Here is a 21,809-nt window from a genome sequence, read left to right on the forward strand (position 1 = left end):
GGAGAAGATCATGGCCGCCATGCTGCCGGAGTTGTACGCCAATCAGGTCGAGAAGACCTACCCTAACGGCACCCTCGCGCTGGAGAGCGTGAAGCTGGGCATACAGCCCGGCGAATTCGTCTCGCTGCTGGGGCCATCCGGCTGCGGCAAGAGCACTCTGCTCAAATTGTTCGCCGGGCTGGAACAGCCTTCGGCCGGCCATATCCGCCGCGCCGAGGGCCGCAAGCTGGCAATGGTATTCCAGGAAGCGACCTTGATGCCGTGGGCGCGCGTAGCCGACAACGCGCGCCTGCCACTGGACCTCGCAAAGCTGGACCGTGCCGAAGCCGACGAACGCGTGGCGCGCGCCCTCAAACTGGTGGGGCTGGAAAAATTCGGTACTGCGTATCCACGCGAACTGTCAGGCGGCATGCAGATGCGCGTCTCCATCGCCCGCGCGCTGGCCACCAATCCGGACCTGCTGTTGATGGACGAACCATTCGGCGCCCTGGATGAATTCACCCGCAACAAGCTCGATGCCGACCTGCGCAACCTGTGGGCCGAGCGCGGACTGACGGTGGTCTTCGTCACCCACAGCATCTACGAGGCGGTGTATCTGTCCAGCCGCGTGATCGTGATGGCGGCGCGCCCCGGCCGCGTGATCGCCGACGTGGCCATCGACGGCCCGGTACTGCGCGACGACGCCTTCCGCGTTTCACCAGCCTTCATGCGCCACTGCGCCGAACTCTCATCGCTGCTGACGCAAGCGAACACCGAACACGAAAGGAACGCAGCATGAATCCTCCCCTTCTCTCCCGTCCCGCCGTGCAGCGCGTAGCGGCGCCGCTGGCGGTCGGCGTGATCCTGCTCGGCATCTGGCAAGCGGTGTGCATGGCGCTGGCGGTGCCGGACTACCTGGTGCCCGCACCCAGCACCATCACCCGCGCGCTGATCGAAGACTGGTCGCTGCTGGCCGGTTCGCTATGGGTCACGCTGCGCATCACGCTGATGGCGTTCGCGCTGGCCGTGGTGGTCGGCAGCGCCGCCGCCTTCCTGTTCGTGCAAAGCCGCGTGATCGAAGCTAGCCTGCTGCCGTATGCCATCCTGCTGCAGGTGACACCGGTGGTGGCGATTGCGCCGCTCATCATCATCTGGGTCAAAGACCCGACGATGGCGCTGGTGATTTGCGCCACGATGGTGGCAGTGTTCCCCATCATCTCGAATACGGTGCTGGGACTGCGCAGCGTCAATCCCGGCCTGCTCAACCTGTTCCGCATCAACCACGCCAGCAAATGGGACACGCTGCGCCGGCTGCGCATCCCTAGCGCGCTGCCCTACTTCTTCGGCGGCCTGCGGATCTCCTGCGGTCTGGCGCTGATCGGCGCGGTGGTGGCGGAATTCGTGGCCGGCACCGGCGGCACCGGCGCGGGCCTGGCCTACCAGATTTTGCAGGCCGGCTTTGCGCTGAATATCCCGCGGCTGTTTGCCGCACTGTTCCTTATCACCGTGAGCGGCGTGGTGCTGTTCGGCGTGATGGCGATGGTGACACGCCTGGTTCTGTCACACTGGCACGAAAGCGAACTGGCATGACCCAACAGACTATCCTGATTCGCAACGCGAGCGCCATCCTGACCGGCGTGCGCGGCGACGGCGAACGCCATGCAGGCCCGGACATCGGCATCGCCGACGGCGTTATCGCCGCGATGGGCGAGCTATCGGCGCAACCCGGTGAACGCATCATCGACGCGCGCGATTGCGTGGTCTACCCAGCGTGGGTCAATACCCACCACCACTTGTTCCAGTCACTGCTCAAGGGTGAGCCGCAGGGCATCGACATGACGCTGACGCCGTGGCTGGCCGCTACGCCCTACCGCTTCCGCGCCGCTTTCGATGAGCACAGCTTCCGGCTGGCCGCGCGCATCGGCCTGGTGGAGCTGCTGCGCAGCGGCTGCGGCACAGTGGCCGATCATAACTACTTGTACTACCCCGGCATGCCGTACGACGGTTCGGCCATCCTGTTCGAGGAAGCGGAAAAACTGGGCCTGCGGTTTGTGCTGTGCCGTGGCGGCGCAACCCGCACGCGCCAGCTGGAAAGCGAACTGCCGCAGGCGCTGCGGCCGGAATCACTCGATCACTTCCTCACCGATTGCGCGCGCCTGACCAGCCGCTATCACCAAAGCGCACCAGACGCCATGCGACGCGTGGTGATGGCGCCGACCACGCCGCTGTATTCGATGTCGCCGGAAGAACTGCGCACCTGCGCGCGCGAAGCACGCAGGCTCGGCATCCGGCTGCACAGCCACTTGTCGGAAACGGTGGAATACCAGAACGCCGCGCGTGAAAAATACGACCGCTCGCCAGTGGCCTTCTGCGGCGAATACGAATGGCTGGGGCCAGACGTGTGGTTCGCGCATCTGGTGAAACTGGACCGCAACGAAATCGCGCAGCTGGGCGCCACCGGCACCGGCATCGCCCACTGCCCGCAAAGCAACGGACGCCTCGGCAGCGGCATCGCCGACATTCCTGCGCTGGAGGCAGCAGGCGTGCCGGTATCGATCGGCGTCGATGGCGCAGCGTCCAACGAAGCAGCCGACATGATCTCCGAAACCCACGCCGCATGGCTAATGCAGCGCGCACGGCGAGGCGAACTCGCACGCAGCCGCGCCGGCGGCGGCACAAGCGAAGGCGGCGCCGACGCGGCCCGCATCGAGGACGTGGTGCGCTGGGGTACGGCCGGCGGCGCAGCGGTGCTGGGCATGGACGCCATCGGCACGCTGGAAGTGGGCAAGGCCGCCGATATCGCCATCTACCAGCTGGACGATCCGCGCTACTTTGGCCTGCACGATATCGCCATCGCCCCGGTGGCCAGCGGCGGCCGGCCGTCGCTGCGCGCCCTGCTGGTGGCGGGCCGCGTGGTGGCGGAACACGACGCCATCCCCGGCCTCGATCTGGCGGAACTCAACGCGCAAGCCCGCGCCGCAGTGAAGCAGATGCAGCAGGCCTGATTGCGCCGCGCTACCGGGCGGCGCGCACGTCGTCCAGTAGCGGCACGATCGCCAGCAGCAGCAAGGCCAGCGCCAACGGCACCGAGGCGATGAAACCGAGGTATTTATAGCCGAAGGCGCCGGCCACGCCGCCAACCAGGAACATCGCCAACAGGGACGCCAGCAAGGCAAGCTTGGGCCGGTCCGCGGTCACGCTGCCGGTGGCGGTATGGCTGCGATTCCAGTAACACAGCTTCCCCAATTCAATGCCGATATCGGTCACCAGCCCGGTCACGTGGGTGGTGCGGATCTCGGCGCGCGAAGCCTTGGTGATGATTGCGTTCTGCAGGCCCATGATGAAACACAGCAGCGCCACGATGGCTTCGATATGCCCAAGCTGCGCCACGCGCGCGCCCAGCAAACCAAACACCATCAACAGTGCAGCTTCCAGCAGCAAGGGCAAGGCGTAGCGGCTGTGCGCCTCGCGCCGCCGTCCCCAGTTAATCAGTACCGCCGAAGTGGCCGCGCCGCAGAAGAACGCGATCAGCGATGCCAGTCCGGCCCACAGCAACGCCGTGTCGCCCAGCGCCAGATTATCCGCCAGCGCCGACACCACGCCCGACATATGCGAAGTGTACTGCCCTACCGCGAAAAAACCGCCGGCATTGACCGCCCCTGCGACGAAGGCCAGCGAGCGCCCGAGGCGGCGGTTGCTGATATCGGTGCGTTGCAGGCCGGTGTAGCTGCGCAGGTAGTCGATGGGCATGGCGGACCTAGAAATCCTGATTGGCCGGGTACCAGGTATAAAAGTCGTTGTCCCACTTGAAGTGGGTGGTGGAAATGGTGATGGTGACGTCCAGCGCTTCGACGAAATGCCACCAGCCCACCGGCAGGAACAGGATTTCGCCCGGCTCCAGCACGCACTCGATCACCTGCACATCGGCCATCAGCGGGAAGCGCTGCAGGTCGATGTGGCGGCCGTCGACCGGCGTGTAGCAGTGGCGCTGGTTGTACAGCTTGGGCGTGTCGCATGGCGCGATCAGGCGCAGGCGCTTGCGACCGGCCACCTGGATCATGAAGTTGTTGGTCAGGTCGTGATGGAACGGCGTGATGGTGCCGGCCGGACCAAACCAGAAAAAGCCGCTGCTGCCTTCCTGCAGGTACTCGGTCAGCGGCGGCAGGTCGCTCATCAACTCGCGCAGGGCGTCGCGATTATGGCCGTCGTTATTGGCGGTCATGTAGAAATCGTTGGTGACGCCGGCATCGCGCACCAGCGCCACGTAGTCGCCGAACGGCATGCGGCGCCTGTGCTGCACGCTGTTGATTTCGTAATCGGGATCGGCGTCGCGGCCGAACTGCACTTCCACTTCGCGCTCGCCCAGCTGCGTGGCCAGATAATCGAAGCTCCACTTGCTGCGCGCCGCGCAGTCGTCCAGCATGCCGGTAATGATGACCGGCTGGTTGCGGCGGTAGTATTCGTCGAGGAAGGCCTGGCTGGACAGGCGCTCGCGGCGCGGCACCTTTTGCGGCGCCAGCTGGTTCAGGCGCGATTGGATGCCCAGCACCCAGTCGCGCTTGGCCACCCGGTTTGACAGCCGCAGCGCGCCGCGCAGGTAGGGGCTGCGCATGGCCGCTTCGAGTTCCGCGCGGGCACTGGACTCCGCGATGCCCTTCTGGACCATCACGCCAAGCAGCGCTTGCGGATGGCCGCCCAGCACCAGGTTTTCGGCAATCCAGCCGCGCCAGGAGTCATCGATGACGGTCGGCGGCGCGGCATGTGGCTGGTTCATCGAGGCGTTATCCTTTTGGCACTAAGCGGGTCAGGCTTTAGTGTAACAGGATGTGCTAGTAAGCGGCCTCCGGCAACACCGCGCGCGCCTTGCCGTCGCGGATATCGATTACCCGAGGGTATAACTTGCCGAGCGTCATCTTGTAGCACGCCTGGCCGTCCTTCCACGCAGAAGGCAACACCATCAGCATCTGGAACGCGGCCGGCGCGTCGTCCAGCACGGAAAAAATCGGCGGCGTGCCGGCCAGTACGATGGCTTCCAGCGGTTCCTCGCTATCGATTTCCATGTGCTGGCCGCGCACCGACATCTCGTGGATATCACCGGTGACGGTTTCCACGGTGGCGGTGCCGACCACGCCGGCGTTGCTGCGGTCGACCACCAGGTTGAGGCGCAGGGACGGACGGCCGACGGTGGCGCTGGTCACTTCATAAACGGCGGCAAATAGCTGACTCATGACAATTCCTAACGTGAAGATATGAAACAGGGCTTCACTGTAGGATGCAATGGCAGAACTTACCTTCCGAATACCTTCCGCGCTATAAGTGACTGTTTATGAAGGAATTTCAACGCTTCGGCAAGACCCATCCCGGACGCACATAATGGCAGGTGTAGCCGTTGGGAATGCGCTCCAGGTAATCCTGATGCTCGGGTTCCGCCTCCCAGAACGGGCCGGCCGGGGCCAGTTCGGTGGCCACTTTGCCGGGCCACAGGCCGGAGGCGTTGACGTCGGCGATGGTGTCCTCGGCGGTCGCCTTTTGTTGCTCGTCGAGATAGAAAATTGCCGAGCGGTAGCTCGTGCCAAGGTCGTTGCCCTGGCGGTTAGGCGTGCTCGGGTCGTGGATCTGGAAGAAAAATTCCAGGATCTTGCGGTAGCTGAGTACGGCCGGATCGTAGATGATTTCAATCGCCTCGGCATGGCTGCCGTGATTGCGGTAGGTGGCGTTGGCCACGTCGCCGCCGCTGTAGCCGACCCGGGTATGTTGCACGCCTGGCATCTTGCGGATCAAATCCTGCATGCCCCAAAAACAGCCGCCGGCCAGAATGGCCTTTTCCGTGTTGCTCGTCATCATCACATCCTTTTCGATAAGTGTCTGTGGGCAATTTGGAGACAGATATCGATTTCTTCAAGCAAGCTGATGAAATCCAACTATAATTGCCTCGCGTGCCCTCTCCCCGCCGCATCTATTTCCTCCGGCCTGGCCCCAGCCGAATGTAACGTTACACATTCGTTCAATATTATGGACCAGACCATTACTCAGCGTATCCTCGTTGTCGACGACAACAGCGACGCGGCCGACATCTCGGCCGAACTACTCGAACTCCACGGTTATCAAACGGCGGTGGCTTATGCCGGCCTGCCGGGGCTGGAGGCGGTGCGCACTTTCAGGCCGGACGCCGTCCTGCTCGACCTGGGCATGCCCGGCATGGACGGCTACCAGGTGGCCGAAGCCCTGCGCGCCGTGCCCGACTTCGACCAGGTGGCGCTGATCGCCTTTACCGCCTGGGGCGATATCGTGACCCGGCAGCGGGTCATCTCCACCGGCTTTGACGAACATCTGATCAAACCCGCCAATATGGATCGCATCCTGTCGGCAGTGCGTCACGCGATCGACAAGCGCGCGCAGCTGCTGGCAGCCAGCGAGGCGTAGCCGGGTTCAGTGGCGCAGCACCACCCGGCCGAAACCGGTGTCGGTGCGCTCGCCCTTGGCCTTGGGGTCATGAGCGAAACGACAGCTTTGCAAATATTCCACCGCCTGCGCGGCCAGCTCCGGCGGCTGGCCGCCTGCTTCGGCAACGATCCGCACCGGCGCGCCCTCGGCATTCACCAGGAAGCGCAACAGGATGCCATCCTTGCCGCTGGGGCGCGGATCGGCTTCGTGGAAAGCGGCAAAGCGCGGGGACGGATGGCAACTGCCGTGCACCAGCAAGGGTCGCGCGGCCGGCGCGTCATCGAACTTCCAGACATACTGCAGCGGGAACACCGTGCCATCGCGCGCGGCGGGCAAGTTGGGCTGGAAGCGGCATTGCGCGATGCTGTTCAGGGCCGCGTCATCAAGTATCTTCCAACCGCTGCTGCGGGTGATGGCAGGCCGCAGCACCGCGCCATCGGCGCCGATTTCAAACCGCACCGTGGTCGCCCCCTCGATCTCATAACGGCGCGCCTCGGCCGGCCACTGCGGCTGTACGCAGCTGGCGCCACCGACCAGCGCCTGCAACGGCGCCCGCTGCGGCCCGGACTGGGCGGAGCGCGGCACCAGATTGAGTGCGGCGATAACGACGGCGACAGCGGCAACAGCAAACAATTTCTTATTCATGCCGCGATGATAGCGCGAGTCATTCAGCGCCGGTGGAACTGGCGTACCAGTTCGGTGAAGTTTTTCACCGTGACGGATTTATCGCGCGGGCGCGTGATCAGGGCGATGGCGGTGCCGAGGTCTTTGTTGCTGATGTTCTGGTAGGTCACGCCCTCGGCGCGGAACTGCGCGATCGATTCGGGGATGATGGCCACGCCGAAGCCCGCCGCCGCCATGTTCACGCTCGACGAAATCTGCGGCGACTCCATTTCGATGCGCGGCGAAAAACCGGCCGCGCGGCAGGCGCTGATGATGGCGTCGTGCAGCTCGGGATTGATCGCGCGCGGGTACAGGATGAAGGGATCCGCAGCCAGCTGCTTCAAGTCGATGGTGCGGCGCCGGCCCAGCGCATGGCCGCTCGGCAGCACCGCGATCATTTTCTCCTGCACCAGCGGCGTCACCTTCAAGTCGCCGCAATCGAGCGGCAGTCGCACCATCGCGCAATCGACCTGGGCGTCGGCCAGCTTGCCGAGCAGCGCCACGCTGTTGCTCTCCTCGGTGCGGATCTTCACGCCCGGATACTCTTCGCGAAAGCGGCGCAGCAGCCGCGCCACGGTCGGATGAAACACCGTCGAACCGGCAAAGCCGATCGACAGGTTGCCGCTCTCGCCGCGCGCCGCCATCTTCACGTGTTCCAGCGCATCGCTGGCGTCGTCCAGCACGCGCTGCGCGCGCTCGCGGAAGATCATGCCGGCCTCTGTCAACTCTACCCGGCGCGGATGGCGGATAAACAGCTTGGTGCCGATCTCCCGTTCCAGCTTGATGATCTGCTGGCTCAGGGGCGGCTGCGCAATGCCCAGCCGCTCGGCCGCCACCGTGAAGTGCAGGTGCTCGGCCACCGCCAGGAAGTAGCGTAGCTGGCGAAATTCCATCGTCGTCCTCTCATCTCAAAATGCACTGCACAATCGCTTTGCGATATCTTTTTCGTCTTGAAGAGACTACCACGAAATATTGGATTCATCAGCGGCGCTCTTTTAAGCTGTATCCATCATGCTGAAATCCATGCTCACCACCGCCGCTGCCAAGACCAACCTGATGGACGGGATGCGCGCAGCCTCCGCTTCCGCCATCATGCTGCTGGTGGGCTGCGCGCTGCACGCGCCGGATTTTTCGTGGGCCGCCATCGGCGCCTTCTGGACCTCGCTGGCGACCGCGCCGCAGACCGCGCGCAGCCGGCTGGCGTCAATGCTGTCGTTCGCCGTGCTGTCGACGCTGGGCGGCGGCTTGACCATCTACGCCGCCAGCTTTGGTTTCGCGGCTGCCGCGCTGACCATCTTCACCTTCGTCACCGTGGCCGGCCTGACGCGCATCTGGGGCGACCGGCCGTATCAGGTGGCCATCCTCGCCGCCACCGCCTGCGTGGTGATGGTCGATCATCCATCGGCCGGCGGCGCGGGCGGCCTGGCATACCTTGGCTTGTATTTGCTGGGCTGCCTGTTCGCCGCTACGCTCAGCATGGTGCTGTGGCAGATCCGTCCCTTCGCGCCGGAACAGCATCACGACCGCTGGCATCAAGCGGCGGCACAGACGGCGCGCGATGCGCTGCGCCAGCTGCGCGAGCATGCCTCGCTGTCGAGCGACGGCGTGCACTTCGCCCTGCGTCTCGGCATCGCCACCACCGCCGCCTACCTGACCGTGCACCTGCTACAGCTGCCTTGCGGCTACTGGGCGACGATGGCGGTGTTGCTGATCCTGCAGCCGTCCGCCGCAGGCACCTTGCCGCGCAGCGTCGAGCGTGCGGTAGGCACCGTGATCGGCACGCTGATCGCAATCGCCATCGGCGCGCTGGCGCAAACACCGTTGACCATTGCACTGGCCGTGTTCCCGCTGATCGGGTTGACGATGGCCTTGCGGCCGGTCGGCTACAGCGTGTTCGTGGCCTTCCTCACGCCCTCCTTCGTGCTGGTGGCCGACTACGCCATGCCGGCCATCGACTACACCTACGCACTGGTGCGGCTGGAGAACAATCTGCTCGGCAGTGCGATCGCCATCGCCGCCACGCTAACCCTGTGGCCGCTGATGGATCGCCTGCGCAAATAACGGCGGCCGCGACACGCGCGTCGTGGTCTGACAAGCAAATCGGCGTCCTCCTACGCGGCCAGGCAACCGCCGCCGATAAGATGGACCTCCCAGCAGCCAACTCGCCAGGAGAGCCACCATGTTTGCGCTCAACTGGCCGGTCCCAAAGCCGGCAAACTGGCGCTCGACACCGCCATCGGCTTTTCGGGCAGCACCGCCGCATGGACCCAGGGCATCGTCGGCGCACTGACGGCGGCCACCCTGCTGACCCGTAAAGCCAAGCCGGCGTAGAGGCGAACAGGTCAGTTCGTCTCCGTCACCTTGCGCAACAACGGCGGGCAGTCCGGATCCAGGCCACGGGCGATGGCCACCTGAGCTGCCACCTTGTACAAGCTCTGAACCAGCACCAACGGCATCACGGCCGGCGCAAACGGCAGACAAGGTAAGCTCATGACCTCCGGCAGGGTCGCCCCGGCCAGTACCAGCGGTGCGGCGTACTCGTTCAGCTCGCGCGCCAGATGCAACGACCAGCGCTCGGTGGCGTCGGATTGACACAGCATCAGCACCGGCATGGGCCGTTGCAGCAGTGCCTTGGGCCCGTGGCAAAACTCGGCGCTGCTGAACGCTTCGGCGTGCAAGCCGCAGGTTTCCTTGAACTTCAATGCCACCTCCTGCGCTGCCGACAGACCGATCCCGCGCCCAAGCACCAGCAAATGCTCGGCCTCCACCAGGATTTCCGCTAGTCTGGACCAATCCTGCCCCCACGCCAGGCGCAGGCTGCCGGGCAAGCAAAGCATGTCCTCGGCCAGCACGCTGCTCTCACTCCAGTACGCGACCAGCTGCAAGCTGGCTGCCAGCGTACAGAGATACGACTTGGTCGCGGCAACGCTCTGCTCGACACCGGCATGCAAGGGCAGGCAATCATCGGCCAGTTCCGCCAGCGGCGAGTCGACCACATTGACCAGCGCCACCACATACGCGCCGGCGGCCTTGGCGGAGCGGGTCGCCGCCAACAGATCGGGGCTGCGGCCAGACTGCGAAATGGCGACAAAAACATAGCCCGACATGTCCTGCGAAACGCCGTACACGGACCTGACTGACGGTGCGACCGAGGAGGTGACCAAGCCCAGGTGCAGCTCTACCAGATAACGCAGGTAGGTAGCGGCATGGTCGGAACTTCCGCGCCCGCAGGTGATCACGGCACGCGGCCTGAGAGCACGCAAACGCTCCCCCAGCGCATGAAAGGCCGCGCTGTTTTCGCTGATCTGCGTGCTGATGCAGTCGGCAGCCTGCCGCGCCTCTTGCAGCATGAGCGTGGCGGGCAGGCCCGCCTGATTCATATCATTCATATCGCTCACTTCCTCGACTTAGTTTGAAAACTTCAAACCGACAAAGAACTGCCGGCCGCTGGCATAGAACGCCTGCGGGCGCTCCGACGTGGAGTAGTACTTGAGTACCGGATTATTCAAGTTCAATGCGTCGAAGGTGAACGTGACGTGGTCGTTAAACTTGTAGTTGAGCGACATGGCCAGGGTTCCCATGCCGGCCGCGTACTGCGGCGAGACATTGGCCAGACCGACCAGGAAAGCCGAGCGGTAGGTATAGGCAAGACGCGTGTTGAAGCCGCCTTTCTCGTAATAGACTTCGGTGTTGAAGGTATTCGCTGACGATCCCACCAGGGCTGAACCATCGGAGGTGCGGCCATGCGCATAGGTGTAATTGAGCGCGGCGCCGAAGTCTCCCCACAGTGGTTGTTGCCACGCCAGTTCCAGCCCTTTGTTCTTGGCCGAGATATTGAATGGCGAGGTGATGACAAAGTCGGCGAACTGGTTGATCGACGTATTCAGGTAGCGCCGGGTGTTGTAGCCGAAGGTGATATACGACGGCATGTCCATGTAGAACGCTGCCGCCGAGAGCAGCGACTGCGGCGCGTAATACCATTCCAGCGTAGCATCGGCGTTGTTGGAGCGCACCGGCTTCAGATCGGTATTGCCGCCCGAGCCGGTACCGTTGATGTTGTTGAGCGTGACCGCCGGCGTCAGCGCCGAATAATCTGGGCGCGACATGGTTTTCGACAGGGCGAAGCGCGCGACCAGGTTTGGATTCAGATCGAGCCGCAAATTGGCACTTGGCAGAACGTCGGTATAGCTATGCGAGACGCTCGCCTCCACCGGATGGTTATCGTCGTCGAAGTTATAGCCCAGGCTGCGCTGGCGGGTGCGTGCGACGCGCACGCCGACATTGCCACGCCAGCCCTCGCCGGCCAGGTTGGCCATCACGTAGGCGGCATTCGCTTTCTCGTCGATCGTGAAGTTACCCTGATAGTTGGGGCCTTGATCCGCATTGATGTAGCTGTTTTGCCAGCGTTCGACAGCGGCGGGATCGAGGGTCCAGAACTGCGTCAGGAAACCGGCGCCGCCGCCCAGGCCTTTGCCGTAGTTGGCCGGGCTCTTCTCGCCAGCCCACTGCGGCGCCGGCAAGGTGACGCCCGGATTGCCCAGGCAGGCTGCTTCGGGGTCCACGGCGCAACCATAGTTATGGCCATACGCTTCGCGTTTATGGTCGGCCAGGCGCAGGCCGAATTTGATGCTCTCGAGATTGCCCCAGTCGATATCGGCCAGTGCATCGACCTGCGCGTACTTCTCGCGATCCTTGACCTTGTAGCTGCCCGACCAGCTGCCGCCATTGGTCACGTTGGCCGGATTATGGAAGTTCGCGGTGTCCACGCCGGGGAAGGCGACATCGGCCGGACGGCCCTTGCCATTCATCTGGTAGACCAGCGCGGAATTGGTCAGGTACGCTTCGTAACCATAGTCGTGCGGAGTCTCGCCGAGGCCGCGCGTGTAGCCTGCCATGCCGGTGATCTGCAGCCGGTCGGTCGGCCGGTATTTGGCCGAGAAATCCACATACGATGCCATCGACGCCGCCTTCGGACGGTATATCACATCGCGCAAACCGGGGAAAGGCTGATCCGCGCCCGGCGTCGCGCCGCTGGGGTCGAAATGCGTAACGGGGAAGGTCGCCGCCACCAGGGTATTGCCGCGCACCGTGTAGCTGGTCGGCGCGATGCCTTTTTCCAGCAGGTCGGTGGGACTGGCGAGATAGTTGGTGTCGAAGTTGGTTCCTTCAAAGCGCGAATAGAAGGCATTCAGGTCGAGCGTCAGGTTCTTCATCGGTTTCGTCTGCACATCCAGCAGCGCGCCCTGCCGCTTGCTGTGCTGCGTGAACAGTGCCGAACCGATTTGCGATGGATACAGCACGCCATCCAGGTCCGGATGCGCAGCGATGATGTCCGGGTGGCTGATACTGCCCTGCCCCAGCAGGAACAATTCCTGCCCATCGCGGCGCTCATTGCGTGCCTCCGAAAACGCCTGGAACAGCACGCCGAAATTCTTCTCGTCGTTGCGCCAGTTGACCAGCGCATTTACCTGCGGCGCGTGCTTGCGCGGCAGGTCCGCATACATCGTCTGCACCGTGGCCTCGAGCGTGAGCGGTTGCTTGAAATCGAGCGGCTTGCGGGTGACGATGTTGACGTTGCCGGTGGTGCCGCCTTCGGTCACATCGGCCTGGGCGCTCTTCAGTACCTCCACCGAGCCGACGATTTCCGACGGCAGCAAGGTAAAGCTGACGCTGCGCCCGACAGTGCCGGTCTGGTCGCCTACATACCAGTCGCCGGTGGCGATCGAATGGCCGTTGACCAAGGTTTGCGTCAGGCTGGGATTGGTGCCGCGTATGCTCACACGGTCACTCTCCGAGAAACCGCCCTGCCCGCCCGAACCGGAGCTGATGTTCACGCCCGGTACACGCTGCACGGCATCGGCCACATTCTTGTCCGGCAGTTTGCCGATATCCTCTGCCGTCACCACATCCATCACGGAATCGGCGTCGCGTTTTTTGACCAGCGACTTTTCACGCGAAGAGCGGACGCCCGTTACCACCACCGTCTCCACCGCGCTGTCGGCCGCCACCACACGTGTGTCGCCGGACTGCTGCGCCAGCACTGGCAGGCAATACTGGCTTAGGGCCACGGCGACCGCCACGGCGATCGGGCTGCGATTAATGCTTTTCATGATCTCTCCAGATTTTGTTTTTTAAAATTAACGACGTGATTTCGCACCAGGGGACGGGCCCATCCCGCAATGCCAAGAATGAAGAACAGCGTGAGAAACAGTAGTGTCATCGCCAGCCGCAGACCGACCAGGTCGCCCAGCCAGCCGACCAGCAGCGGCAGCAGCGCGCCGCCGAGAATGCCGGTGCACAGGATGCCGGACAGCGCACCGTGATGGGTCGGCACCGAATTGAGCGCCAGCGAGAAAATAACCGAGAACATCACCGACAGGCAGAAGCCTGATGCCGGGAAAGCCAACACTGCGGCTTGCGCTGAACCGAACAGTGCCAACCCGACGCAGCCCAGCGCCAGCACAGCAAACAGCGCCAGCACGGCCCGCGAATCAAGCAGTTTCAGCAAGCCCAATCCGGCCAGGCAGCCCAGCGCCATCAGGCCCCAGAACTGGCCGACCGCATCGGCGCCGGCGCCGCTGGGCGATATGTGGTGATATGTGCTGAGAAATTGCGACATCCAGTTCGCCAGCGACTGCTCGGTGCCGACGTAGGCCACCAAACCCACAAAGAACAGCCGTACATCGCGGCGGTCCAGCAACTCGCGGTAGGCGTACCAGCCGCCGCTCTTTTCGCTGTCAGTCAGCTCCAGCTTGGGCAGCGGCAAAATGCGGTTCACCACCAGCAGCACACAAAACAGCAGGCTAAACGCCCAGTAGAACGCGACCCACACACCCACAGTCCGGGCCGGGCCGGCATCGGCCATCAGCCAGCGAAACACCAGCGGGCTCAGGAACGACGCCAAGCCAAACACCAGCTGCGCCATCACCGAGTAGAACGCGAATTGCGCTTCGCCGCCAGCGGTCCGCAACAGGGGATTGATCACCACCTGCAGCAAGGCCATGCCCAGCCCGATGGTGAACAAGCCGCCGATGACGGTCGCGTACTGCGGTTGCAGTGCGATCACCAATGAACCTGCCAGATTGAGGCCGAAGGCGCAGAACAAGGTGCCGCGCCCGCCCTTGCTTTCAACCAGCAGGCCGCCGGGGATCGAGATCAGGCCGTAGGCGAGGAAAAAGGAGAAGGGTAAAAAACCCGCCATCGCCAGGCTCAGATGAAACTCATCGATCATGATCGGCATCAGCGGGCCGATCAGATTGGTGACGAATGAGATCACGAACCAGATCAGCAGGATGTAGCCGATGATGAGCCGCCGGTGTTTCATGTCTCCTCCTTGAGGCAGTCGGCCAGCTCGCCTGGCTGGATCGCGCTGCGTGGGAACCGCTGCAAGATCGCCGCCGCCGCCCGGCAGCCCCCTGCCAGCGCCTGCGCCAGCCCGCCGCCACGCAGGCGCATGGCCAGATAACCGGCGTTGAAGGAATCTCCGGCACCGATGGTGTCAAAGATGGCAGCGCGCGCCGATTGCTGATGCAGCCGTTGGCCGCGCTGCACGCCGGTCACTCCTTTAGCCCCAGTCTTGACCACTATGCTTGCGCCAGGCTTACTCCAGTTCGCAAGCCGGTCCAGCGCCGCGTCCAGATCTTCGGTCGCGGTGATGCTGAGCGCTTCCAGTTCATTGATCAGCAAGTGATCGCACAAAGGTATCCATGAGGCGGCCAGGGCCCGGTTGGCCTCGGTCCAGTTGTCGGACGGCCAGCCGGTATCGAGCGCCACCTGGAAACCACGGGCACGGATGATTTCCATGAGTGCGGTGTAGTGCGCACGCAACCGAGGCAGCAGGAATACGCCGGTCAACAGGACGATCGCGCCGGCGGGACTGGCCGACGGCAAGCGCGTCAGCACATGCTCGAGCGAGAGGTGCTCGAGGTGGCCGTGGGTGGTGAAGAAATTGCGTTCGCCGCAGGCATGCATCAGCCCGACGGAAACCGTCGAAGGCATGTCGCAGATTTGCAGGTCGGCACGCAGACCGTGGAACTGGCCGTGCAGGAAACGGCCGAAGTCATCGTTGCCGACAGCGGAAATCAGGTGGGCAGGCAAACCCAGATGGCGCATGGCGAGCGCCGCATTGGCGGCCGAGCCACCGGCGCGAAGCTCGCTGCGAGGCAGCAGTACCTCGGTACCGATCTGCGGCCAGTCTTCAATCGACCCCATGACGAGATCGACGCCGAGGTCACCAACAACGAATAAAGGGGGATAGGTAGTGTTCATACCCCCGAATGTAGAGTACGTTCACCACCATGTCAATAAATAAAACCAATGGATGTATTTAATCAGAGTCCACCGGCAAGGCGCTGCTGCCCCAGCAATTCAGCTGCATCCACCTCGCTGCGGCGCTCTGATTGCAGCACATCCAGACGCGGCGACAACATGTCGTAAAGAGGCAACACAGCGGCGCCGAGAATGGAACTATCCTGCTCGTGTTCCGACAACATGATGCGCTGCGCGGCGCCCGCCACGCCCCCGCGCACCGAGCGCGCCAGTGGCTGCGCCAGCTGCACCAGATGCGCTACCAGTGCCTTCGGCGCCGAGCCGCCGATCACGATCGTGTGGGGATCCAGCATGTTTTCAATGGTGCACACCGCATCGCGCAGACAGGCGGCCGCTTGCTCGCACCACGCTGCAAACGCTGGCTGGTCCGCCTGCTCTATCCACTGCGAAATCGGACATTCGTGTATGCCGCCGTTGTCCACGCCAAGCGCCTCGGCCAATGAATACAGCGACACGTAGCGTTCGAGGCAGCCGGCATTGCCGCAGTAGCACTCACGCCCGCCTTTGACCACGGGAATGTGGCCGATCTCGGTAGCGTTACCACTGGCGCCGCGATAAGCCGACCTGTTGTCGACCAGCACGCCCCCGAGCCCCATGCCCATGTGCAGATAGAAGAAATTATCGAGCGACTTGGCCACGCCAAACAGCGTTTCGCCCAGCGCGCCGGCGACACTATCGACGCTGTAAAACACCGGCAAGCCGGTGGCGTGGCGCAAATCATCGATCACCGACAGGTCGCTCCAGCCTTCCAGCGAGGTCGGACCGATGAAGCTGACTTCGGTTGCCACCAGCGGGCCGGGCAAGGCAACGCCGATGCCCCAGATTCTTTCCTGCGCGCCACGGCGCAGTTCTCGCACCAGATCGACCATCGCCAGCAATACCCGCTGCGGATCTGCTGTGTCCACCTCGACGTGGCGGCGCTGCAATACCTCCCCCACCAGGCTCACCAGCGCGGCCGAGGCCTTGCCGTTCTCCAGGCTGATGCCAATCGCGCCACCGGCACCTGGGTTCAGCATGAATTCAATCGGAGGCTGCCCGCGCACCTTGTCGGCCTTCAGACGCCGGGAAACGATCAAGCCGATGGCTTCCAGATCGTTGGTGATGTTGGTGACGGTCTGTGGACTCAGCGAAACACTATCCACGATGTCTTTGCGCGACATCGCCCCTTGCTGACGAATCAGGTCGAGAACCACGCGCCGGTTGTAGGGTGCACTTGCTTGCTGATTCGTACCACGGGCATTGATCTTCATGGAAATAGCATCCTGTCTGTAAAGGCAACATCATACCGCAAGCGCGCCGCCAAAATACTTACAATCATTGTTTGTATTTATTGACTCGGCCTGCTGGCCGATTTATAGTGAAAAAACTGGCAACCGATTATTCCCACAACAAGGCTACACATGAGACCTGCATCGCGCACCATTTCACTTTTCCCTTTGGCCTTACTTGCGCTCCTTGCGCAGACGTGCACAGGCGCACAGGCCAGCCAGCCTGAGCCACTCACCGTGCAGATCAATCAGGTTGCCCTCGACAGCAACGGACCAAAAATCGCCGTAGTGGAATCGCGGAGTGACGCCAGTGCCGGCCGTTATCGCGTGCTGCAGGATAAGCATCAGGTCGGTGAAGGAGAACTGCGCGCACTGCCCGCGTTCACCGAGTGGGGCGAAGGCCGGCGTTATTTCGCGGCCGATTTCTCCTCCTTCACACAGACCGGCACGTATCAAATTGTGGTCGATATGAGCGGGCAATCGGCGGCGTCGGCGCCGGTCCCGGTCCACGCGAACGCCCTCTTCAGCACCACCGCCGCGTCACTGCTGGACTACTTCAAAAAAAGCCGCAATACCAGCAGCGCAGATCACAAGATCCGTATCTACGGCACCCCGCGCTACGTCGACGTCTGGGGCGGCTGGAACGATGCCGGCGGCGACAACGGCAAGTACTTATCGCATTTATCCTACGCCCACTTCTTCAACCCGCAGCAAGCTTCTATGGTCACCTGGGTGCTGGCAAAAACGGCGGACAGCACACCATCGCTGTACCGGCAGGCAGGCCTGGAAGCCGCCGTCTTGGAAGAAGCATTCTGGGGCGCGGACTACCTGCACCGCATCCTTGACCGGCAAGGTTATTTCTACATGACGGTATTTGATAAATGGGGCACCAACAATGCGGAACGCGTCGTTACCGGCTTTGAAGGCATAGACGGGGTCTACACGCGCAACTACAAATCCTCCTTCCGCGCGGGCGGCGGCATGGCCATCGCGGCGTTGGCGCGCGCGTCTATTTTGGCGCGCAACAGCGGCAAGCACGGACGCTACACCGCAAGCACCTATCTTGCCGACGCTCAGCGGGCCTTCGACCATCTGGAAAAGCACAACCGCGAGTATTGCAGCGATGGCGTTGAAAACATCATCGACGACTACACGGCGCTGATGGCCGCCACCGAACTGCATCACGCCACCCATCAGCAACGCTACCTTGATGCAGCAAGGCTGCGCGCAGCCCATCTCAACGCACGCCTGAACGCAAGCGGTGTGTTCATCAGTGACCAGGGCGAGCGCCCTTATTACCACGGCGCCGAAGCCGGGTTCCCGATTGTGAGCCTGGCTTATTATCATGAGGCAGAAACCGACACGCTGTTACGCAATCAAGCCAGCAAGACCATCGCTGCGGCCCTAAGCAAACAATTGGCCATGAATCGCAGTGTCGCCAATCCCTACAATTATGCGCGCCAGACATTCCGCACCTTTGCAGATGGCCGCCTATCCGACAGCAGCTATGAAGGCTTCTTCATGCCCCATGCGAACGAGACCGGCTACTGGTGGCAAGGAGAAAGTGCGCGCCTTTCCTCGCTGAGTACCGCAGCGCTGCTCGGCGGCCGCGTCAGCAATCCCGATCCAGCCGGCGCTTTCGGCGTCAGCAAAGAGTTGGCGGAGTTCGCCCAGAACCAGATCGACTGGACCTTGGGACGTAATCCCTACGGTATGACCATGCTGTACGGATTCGGCAAACTCAATCCCCCTTCCGCCGAGAGCGCTGGAACGATGCTGGCTGGCGGCATCTCCAACGGCATCACTGGCGCACAAGACAGCCCGCTGGGCGCTGGCATCGCGTTTGCACCGGGTCCGGATGAAGAGCAATGGCGCTGGGTCGAACAATGGATACCGCATAGCGCGTGGCTGCTGCTAAACGCCAGCGCGATGGCGCCCAAACAATAATCTCAGGCTGGCTCGCCCTGCGCCACCGCCAGAGCCAATGAAAGCGCCGACGCACGTTCGCTGACGCGCTCGACAGCCGCCAGCAAGGCGTCTTGCGATAAATGCTGGATCATGTGCCCGCCCCCCTTCGAGCACAGTCAGATCGACATCTTGAAGATCATGCTGCAGATGTTGAGAGTTATGTGCGGGACTGACGATCTTATCGCCATCCCCCACAATGATCGCTATCGGCATCGCCAATTCCGGATAATGCTTGTGCAGCACGGCGGCGCTGGGAATCATCATGGCTGTTTCTTCAGCCTCAGCGCGCAGCTGCTGTGGCCGGAGGGCCATCCACGGCGCCATGCGTTTGAAGCTGTCGGGAACCGCCGCCGGGAAGAACGCGCGATTTACTGCCGCAGGCCAGATCAAACGACCGATCAACGGCGACAATGTGTGAGCCAGCAAATTGCCCAGCAAAGGAATCGCTGGCGTCGCAGTCAGGACATCCAGCCTGACGCTGGGGTAGTAATAGCCAGACGCCAGCACCAGGCCGGTCACCCTCTCGGGCTTCTGCATGGCCATCGACAACGCCACCAGCGTGCCCCAGGAATGGGCCAGGATCACCGCATCCCGCACCTCCAGCTGCTCCAGCGCAGCCGCGATGAGCCTGGCCTGCGCCGCCGGTGTCCACAGTTTGCCGCGCGGGCGTTCGCTGTAGCCGAAGCCGGGGCGGTCGAACGCGATCACACGGTAGTTCTGCGCCAGCTGATCAAAGAGCCCCGCATTGCGGAAATCCTCGGCGATGACTCCGTTGCCGTGCAAAAGCACCACCGTGGAGCCCTGTCCTTTGCGGAAATAATGCAAGCGCACGCCATCCACGGTGATGAACTCGCCCAGAGGCGGATTCTCCCGCTCAGCTTGCACAGTCTTGTACCGCACTGCCAGCCAGGCCGCCGCAAAGATTGCTGCGCCTACCGCGAGTCCTGCATGCTTAGGTTTATCCTGAATCTGGTTTTTCATGGTCGACCTCTGGTGAAAAACTTCATCTTGCGCTTCAAATTACTGCAGCGCGGTAGGAGGGCATCAGCGGATGACGTAGGACAGGTGCTGACGCGCAGGACCGTCCGCTCGGTGCTGACATCACATTTGCGCTGGCCGCTAAACGCCAGCGCGATGGGGCCCAAGCAATAAGCCCGGCACCTCGTTTGCCTGCTCAGTATCAAAGCACATCTGCTTCTTATCGATATCTTGGAGAAACTGCCATGTTCGGCATTGGTTCAACTTATCTTTATCTAGACACCGTCATGTCAGAACTCAAGCCATTGCATTGGATCGGATCGGCAAAGAAAGAGTTGGAAGCGATGCCGGAAGCTGTACAGGACTCCTTTGGTTACGCATTGCTGCTGGCGCAAAAAGGCAGCAAGCACAACAACGCAAAACCGTTGACAGGCTTCGGCGGCGCCGGGGTGCTTGAGGTCGTCGATATCCATCACGGAAACGCCTACAGAGCCGTGTACACAGTGCGCTTTGCGAAAGCGGTTTATGTACTACACTGCTTCCAGAAGAAGTCAAAGAAAGGAATTGCAACGCCCAAGCGGCAAATCGATCTCATCAAAGCCCGCTTACTGATCGCAGCAGCACAGGAAAGGAGTGATTGGGCATGAGCACAATCTTCATCAATGGCGTTCCTATTGAACTAGGCAGCGGCAATGTGTACGCAGATTTAGGCTATCCAGACGCGGAGGACATGCTGGTCAAGGCCGGACTTGTACATCAAATCCAGCAAATAATCGACAGCAAAGGGCTGACGCAACAGCAAGCTGCAAAACAGATAAACGTTGAGGAAGCTTGGCTGTCAGACCTGCTCGATGGGAAATTCAGAAATATCGACACGTCCACCATCATGAAATATCTGGAGCAGTTGGCGCCCCCGCGTCGGGAATAAGAAATCGCGAATCTTCAGTAAGTAGACAACAAAAAACCCGCTTTCTCCGAGGAGAAAGCGGGTTTTCTGATTGTTCCTGGTGCCGCTTGCCGGAATCGAACTGGCGACCTTTTCATTACGAATGAACTGCTCTACCGACTGAGCTAAAGCGGCGACGACCCGCATTCTAACAAAGAACCTGCACTGCAACCAGCCCTAAAACGATAATTTTTGGATCTGGTTGCAATTTTCATATTGCTTTGTGCGAATCAGGCTTCCTGATGGTAGCTGGTTACCACCGCCACTTCATCACGCGAGCCCAGGAATACCGGTACGCGCTGGTGCAGCTTGGTCGGCTGGATGTCCATGATGCGCGTTTTGCCGTCGGTCGCTGCGCCGCCTGCCTGTTCGACGATGAAGGCCATCGGGTTCGCTTCATACATCAGGCGCAGTTTGCCCGGCATCGACGTGTCGCGGGTATCGGCCGGGTACATGAAGATGCCACCGCGATTCAGGATGCGGTGCACGTCCGCCACCATCGAGGCGATCCAGCGCATGTTGAAGTTGGTGCCGCGCGGACCGGTGTCGCCGGCCAGCAGTTCGCTGATGTAGCGCTGCACCGGCGGATGCCAGTGGCGCTGGTTCGACATGTTGATCGCGAATTCCTTGGTCTTGGCCGGGATCTGCATGCCGCGCTGGGTCAGCACCCACGAACCCATCTCGCGGTCCAGCGTGAAGCAGTTCACGCCGTTGCCGGTGGTGAGCACCAGCATGGTCTGCGGGCCGTACACGGCGTAGCCGGCCGCCACTTGCTTCGAGCCTGCCTGCATGAAGTCCGCTTCGGTTGGCTGGGTCATGCCGTCCGGCGCTTTCAGCACCGAGAAGATGGTGCCGATCGAGACGTTGACGTCGATGTTCGACGAGCCATCCAGTGGATCGAACAACAGCATGTATTCGCCTTTTGGATAGCGGTTCGGAATCGGGTGGATCGATTCCATTTCTTCCGACGCCATCGCCGCCAGGTGGCCGCCCCATTCGTTCGCTTCCAGCAGGATTTCGTTGGAGATGATGTCCAGCTTTTTCTGCACTTCGCCCTGCACGTTTTCGGTGTCGGCCGAGCCCAGCACTTCGCCCAGCGCGCCTTTACCTACCGAGTGGCTGATGGTTTTGCACGCGCGCGCGACGACTTCGATCAGCAGGCGCAGTTCGGCCGGGATGGTGTTGTGGAGGCGCTGCTCTTCCACCAGGTATTGCGTAAGACTGACTCGTTTCAT

At 62.2% G+C, this 21,809-nt stretch carries 21 protein-coding genes and 1 tRNA gene; 8 read left to right on the plus strand and 14 right to left on the minus strand.

The window, feature by feature from the left end; translation table 11 throughout:
• The first annotated feature begins 10 nt into the window (after window positions 1–10).
• From BMZ70_RS14070 to BMZ70_RS14080, 3 genes are read left to right on the plus strand one after another with little or no spacing between them, the layout of a single operon-like run.
• Entirely contained in the window at window positions 11–778 is a 768-nt protein-coding gene (locus tag BMZ70_RS14070; protein ID WP_092275248.1) for an ABC transporter ATP-binding protein, read from the plus strand.
• Window positions 775–1,569 carry an ABC transporter permease gene (locus BMZ70_RS14075; protein ID WP_092275251.1) on the plus strand — a complete coding sequence of 265 codons (795 nt, stop codon included), beginning with the start codon at window positions 775–777 and terminating at the stop codon, window positions 1,567–1,569. Before BMZ70_RS14070 ends, BMZ70_RS14075 begins: the two co-directional genes overlap by 4 nt.
• Window positions 1,566–2,984 carry an amidohydrolase family protein gene (locus BMZ70_RS14080; protein WP_092275254.1) on the plus strand — a complete coding sequence of 473 codons (1,419 nt, stop codon included), beginning with the start codon at window positions 1,566–1,568 and terminating at the stop codon, window positions 2,982–2,984. The genes BMZ70_RS14075 and BMZ70_RS14080 overlap by 4 nt, the downstream gene beginning before the upstream one ends.
• 10 nt (window positions 2,985–2,994) lie before the next feature.
• Here the strand turns inward: BMZ70_RS14080 and BMZ70_RS14085 are convergent, their stop codons facing one another.
• The 4 genes from BMZ70_RS14085 to msrA form a co-directional block, all read right to left on the minus strand.
• A complete protein-coding gene (locus BMZ70_RS14085; RefSeq protein WP_092275258.1) occupies window positions 2,995–3,729 on the minus strand; it encodes a YoaK family protein in 735 nt (244 codons plus the stop codon).
• Between the two features lie 7 nt (window positions 3,730–3,736).
• Window positions 3,737–4,753, minus strand: a complete 1,017-nt coding sequence (locus BMZ70_RS14090) for a cupin-like domain-containing protein (RefSeq protein ID WP_092275260.1) — start codon at window positions 4,751–4,753, stop codon at window positions 3,737–3,739.
• 55 nt (window positions 4,754–4,808) lie between these two features.
• On the minus strand, window positions 4,809–5,207 hold the full coding sequence (locus tag BMZ70_RS14095; RefSeq protein WP_092275263.1) for a DUF1842 domain-containing protein: 399 nt from the start codon (window positions 5,205–5,207) through the stop codon (window positions 4,809–4,811).
• Between the two features lie 109 nt (window positions 5,208–5,316).
• Window positions 5,317–5,820 carry a peptide-methionine (S)-S-oxide reductase MsrA gene (gene msrA, locus BMZ70_RS14100; protein WP_092275266.1) on the minus strand — a complete coding sequence of 168 codons (504 nt, stop codon included), beginning with the start codon at window positions 5,818–5,820 and terminating at the stop codon, window positions 5,317–5,319.
• Between the two features lie 171 nt (window positions 5,821–5,991).
• Between msrA and BMZ70_RS14105 the strand changes: the two genes are divergently transcribed.
• Complete coding sequence (locus BMZ70_RS14105) at window positions 5,992–6,402, plus strand: response regulator (RefSeq protein WP_092275269.1); 411 nt, start codon at window positions 5,992–5,994, stop codon at window positions 6,400–6,402.
• 6 nt (window positions 6,403–6,408) lie between these two features.
• Here the strand turns inward: BMZ70_RS14105 and BMZ70_RS14110 are convergent, their stop codons facing one another.
• Together BMZ70_RS14110 and BMZ70_RS14115 are read right to left on the minus strand one after the other, a co-directional pair.
• Entirely contained in the window at window positions 6,409–7,068 is a 660-nt protein-coding gene (locus BMZ70_RS14110; protein ID WP_092275271.1) for an energy transducer TonB, read from the minus strand.
• 23 nt (window positions 7,069–7,091) lie between these two features.
• Complete coding sequence (locus BMZ70_RS14115; protein WP_092275274.1) at window positions 7,092–7,979, minus strand: LysR family transcriptional regulator; 888 nt, start codon at window positions 7,977–7,979, stop codon at window positions 7,092–7,094.
• Between the two features lie 118 nt (window positions 7,980–8,097).
• Between BMZ70_RS14115 and BMZ70_RS14120 the strand changes: the two genes are divergently transcribed.
• Window positions 8,098–9,147 (plus strand): FUSC family protein, encoded by a 1,050-nt coding sequence (locus BMZ70_RS14120; RefSeq protein WP_092275277.1) that lies wholly within the window; start codon window positions 8,098–8,100, stop codon window positions 9,145–9,147.
• Between the two features lie 281 nt (window positions 9,148–9,428).
• Here the strand turns inward: BMZ70_RS14120 and BMZ70_RS14125 are convergent, their stop codons facing one another.
• The 5 genes from BMZ70_RS14125 to BMZ70_RS14145 form a co-directional block, all read right to left on the minus strand.
• On the minus strand, window positions 9,429–10,349 hold the full coding sequence (locus BMZ70_RS14125; protein ID WP_207231506.1) for an SIS domain-containing protein: 921 nt from the start codon (window positions 10,347–10,349) through the stop codon (window positions 9,429–9,431).
• Window positions 10,350–10,493: 144 nt separating this feature from the next.
• A complete protein-coding gene (locus tag BMZ70_RS14130; RefSeq protein WP_092275280.1) occupies window positions 10,494–13,196 on the minus strand; it encodes a TonB-dependent receptor in 2,703 nt (900 codons plus the stop codon).
• Window positions 13,193–14,410, minus strand: coding sequence for an MFS transporter (locus tag BMZ70_RS14135; RefSeq protein WP_092275283.1), 1,218 nt, complete (start codon window positions 14,408–14,410; stop codon window positions 13,193–13,195). Before BMZ70_RS14135 ends, BMZ70_RS14130 begins: the two co-directional genes overlap by 4 nt.
• Complete coding sequence (locus BMZ70_RS14140; RefSeq protein WP_092275286.1) at window positions 14,407–15,354, minus strand: carbohydrate kinase family protein; 948 nt, start codon at window positions 15,352–15,354, stop codon at window positions 14,407–14,409. Before BMZ70_RS14140 ends, BMZ70_RS14135 begins: the two co-directional genes overlap by 4 nt.
• A gap of 62 nt (window positions 15,355–15,416) precedes the next feature.
• Window positions 15,417–16,664: an ROK family transcriptional regulator gene (locus BMZ70_RS14145; RefSeq protein ID WP_092275289.1), complete on the minus strand. Its 1,248-nt coding sequence runs from the start codon at window positions 16,662–16,664 to the stop codon at window positions 15,417–15,419.
• A 255-nt stretch (window positions 16,665–16,919) separates the two neighbouring features.
• Between BMZ70_RS14145 and BMZ70_RS14150 the strand changes: the two genes are divergently transcribed.
• Complete coding sequence (locus BMZ70_RS14150) at window positions 16,920–18,629, plus strand: glycoside hydrolase family 9 protein (protein ID WP_175500776.1); 1,710 nt, start codon at window positions 16,920–16,922, stop codon at window positions 18,627–18,629.
• On the opposite strand, the gene BMZ70_RS14155 is transcribed toward BMZ70_RS14150, so the two are convergent.
• Entirely contained in the window at window positions 18,597–19,631 is a 1,035-nt protein-coding gene (locus BMZ70_RS14155) for an alpha/beta fold hydrolase (RefSeq protein WP_092275295.1), read from the minus strand. The two genes, BMZ70_RS14150 and BMZ70_RS14155, sit on opposite strands and share 33 nt — an antisense overlap.
• 242 nt (window positions 19,632–19,873) lie before the next feature.
• Here BMZ70_RS14155 and BMZ70_RS14160 point away from each other — a divergent pair, with 242 nt between their 5' ends.
• Together BMZ70_RS14160 and BMZ70_RS14165 are read left to right on the plus strand one after the other, a co-directional pair.
• Complete coding sequence (locus BMZ70_RS14160) at window positions 19,874–20,275, plus strand: type II toxin-antitoxin system RelE/ParE family toxin (protein ID WP_229205405.1); 402 nt, start codon at window positions 19,874–19,876, stop codon at window positions 20,273–20,275.
• Window positions 20,272–20,556, plus strand: a complete 285-nt coding sequence (locus BMZ70_RS14165) for a helix-turn-helix domain-containing protein (protein WP_092275298.1) — start codon at window positions 20,272–20,274, stop codon at window positions 20,554–20,556. The genes BMZ70_RS14160 and BMZ70_RS14165 overlap by 4 nt, the downstream gene beginning before the upstream one ends.
• A gap of 77 nt (window positions 20,557–20,633) precedes the next feature.
• On the opposite strand, the gene BMZ70_RS14170 is transcribed toward BMZ70_RS14165, so the two are convergent.
• Both BMZ70_RS14170 and BMZ70_RS14175 read right to left on the minus strand, forming a co-directional pair.
• Window positions 20,634–20,709: transfer RNA gene (locus BMZ70_RS14170), tRNA-Thr, on the minus strand.
• Between the two features lie 95 nt (window positions 20,710–20,804).
• Entirely contained in the window at window positions 20,805–21,809 is a 1,005-nt protein-coding gene (locus BMZ70_RS14175; RefSeq protein WP_092275301.1) for a class 1 fructose-bisphosphatase, read from the minus strand.

Source organism: Duganella sp. CF402, from assembly GCF_900109645.1.
In the GTDB taxonomy this organism is placed as follows: Bacteria; Pseudomonadota; Gammaproteobacteria; order Burkholderiales; family Burkholderiaceae_D; genus Rugamonas.